This is a genomic window from Ruminococcus sp. RTP21484sp1_RTP21281st1_A8_RTP21281_210402 (assembly GCF_040914025.1).
Lineage (GTDB): Bacteria > Bacillota > Clostridia > Lachnospirales > Lachnospiraceae > Blautia_A > Blautia_A faecis.
In genome coordinates this window covers 1-1,712 of record NZ_JBCPGE010000100.1, presented here as the reverse complement: position 1 = coordinate 1,712, position 1,712 = coordinate 1, and the positions used below count along the sequence as shown (strand labels likewise).

The window sequence follows — 1,712 nt, the reverse complement described above, 5'->3', positions numbered from 1 at the left end:
TAGTCGGGTAAGAGAAGAGCATTACTGTCCTTCCCTCCCCTAAGAACCGTACGTGATAGTTTCCCATCATACGGCTCAAGCCTTATAAAGCCTATTGCTGCCACAATAAGCCGGTTGTATATCATTCGTATACAAATTTGAAATTGCTGTAGGATTTATTTTTGCGTTCAGCGAAGTATTCCATCCAAATTTCATCGTAGGGATTCGCTTCCGCTTTAATACGTGTAAAACGGGTAATGTTTGTGTCGGTTGCATATACTAATGCGAGATAATTATCCTCCGTCAGCTTTTCAGAGAAAGTCCAGCTACGGTTTCCGATTCTGTGGAAATATTTATCTCTTATCCATGCGGCTGGTTTGTTTTTATGTCTACGTCGGCACCATCTCCATAGCGCCTTGAATGTCTGCCAGTCCACATATCTAAATGCAACCGAAGATACGTTATACTTCTGAAAGTTCACCCATCCTCTGATAATAGGATTCAGGCATTTGATCAGATCGGATTGCTTGCCCGTTCGGAACTTCTTAATTGTTCCACGAATTTTACGCATAATTGATTTAACATTCTGTTTTGATGGTTTGGTAAGTAATTTATCCCCATATTTACGAATATTACAACCCAAAAAGTCAAATCCATCGTGTATGTTCGTAATAACTGTCTTTTCATCCGATAATTCTAATCCTCTTTCATGCATGAACTCTTTTACTAAAGGTAGTACCTCGTTTCTTAATAGTTCCTCTGATGCTCCTGTAATAATGAAATCATCTGCATAGCGCACCAGATTTACTTTTGGATTTATCTGTCTACCTTTCGACCAATACCGTTTGAACTTATTCTTCAATAATCTTTCTAATCCGTCCAATACATAATTACACAGCGTCGGTGAAATAGTACCTCCCTGTGGTGTTCCTTGGTCAGTAGCATTGAGTTTTCCCTTTTCCACAAATCCAGCTTTAAGAAATTTGTGCAAAATTTCTTTGTCCATAGGGATATTCTTTTGCATCCATTCATGATTTATGTTATCGAAACATCCTTTTATGTCACCTTCCAACACCCATTCTGGTGCTGTTTTTCGAGCCAAGTCGACAAAACATTGCTCTATAGCGTCTTGAACACATCTGTTGGGTCTGAATCCGTATGAAGTGCCGTCTGCCAGAGTTTCTGTGACTGGTTCCAGTGCCATTTTGTGTAATGTTTGCATTGCCCTATCTTTCATTGTAGGAATACTCAGTGGTCTCTTTTTTCCATTTTTCTTTGGAATGTAGATTCGTCTGAGCGGTTGAGGTTGGTATCCTCTTCTCTGAAGTGTGAATATGGCGTTAAATTTGTCCTCATTACTTATCCAACACACGCCATCTACTCCAGGTGTTCTTTTACCCTTGTTTTCTGTTACTCTTTTTACAGCAATTGCTTTTGCATAAAACGAATGAGTCAGAGTCCATTGTAAGGATTTGATTTTTCCTACTCTGTTCTCCTTTACAGCCTTTGCAATACGCATCTGCAGTTTCTTAACCTCATATTCAGCTGTTCCAAAATCAATATCCTTCCAGCTCTTAATGTGATTTGAAGATGCACACGATTTCTCGTACATTTGCATTTCTCCTTTCAGAAATTCTGCTAATTCTCTTGCAACATAAGACCAGACGGAAGTCTGCCCCCTTTCGGGTGAGTATATTCTCTATCCTTCTCATTACAAGAAGGCATTCGCTTTC

General features: G+C 39.4%; 1 protein-coding gene. It reads right to left on the bottom strand.

Annotated features, from left to right (window positions below; all coding sequences use genetic code 11):
• Positions 1 to 121 precede the first annotated feature (121 nt).
• Positions 122 to 1,591 carry a group II intron reverse transcriptase/maturase gene (gene ltrA, locus AB5170_RS22405; RefSeq protein ID WP_117579884.1) on the bottom strand — a complete coding sequence of 490 codons (1,470 nt, stop codon included), beginning with the start codon at positions 1,589 to 1,591 and terminating at the stop codon, positions 122 to 124.
• Positions 1,592 to 1,712: the final 121 nt, after the last annotated feature.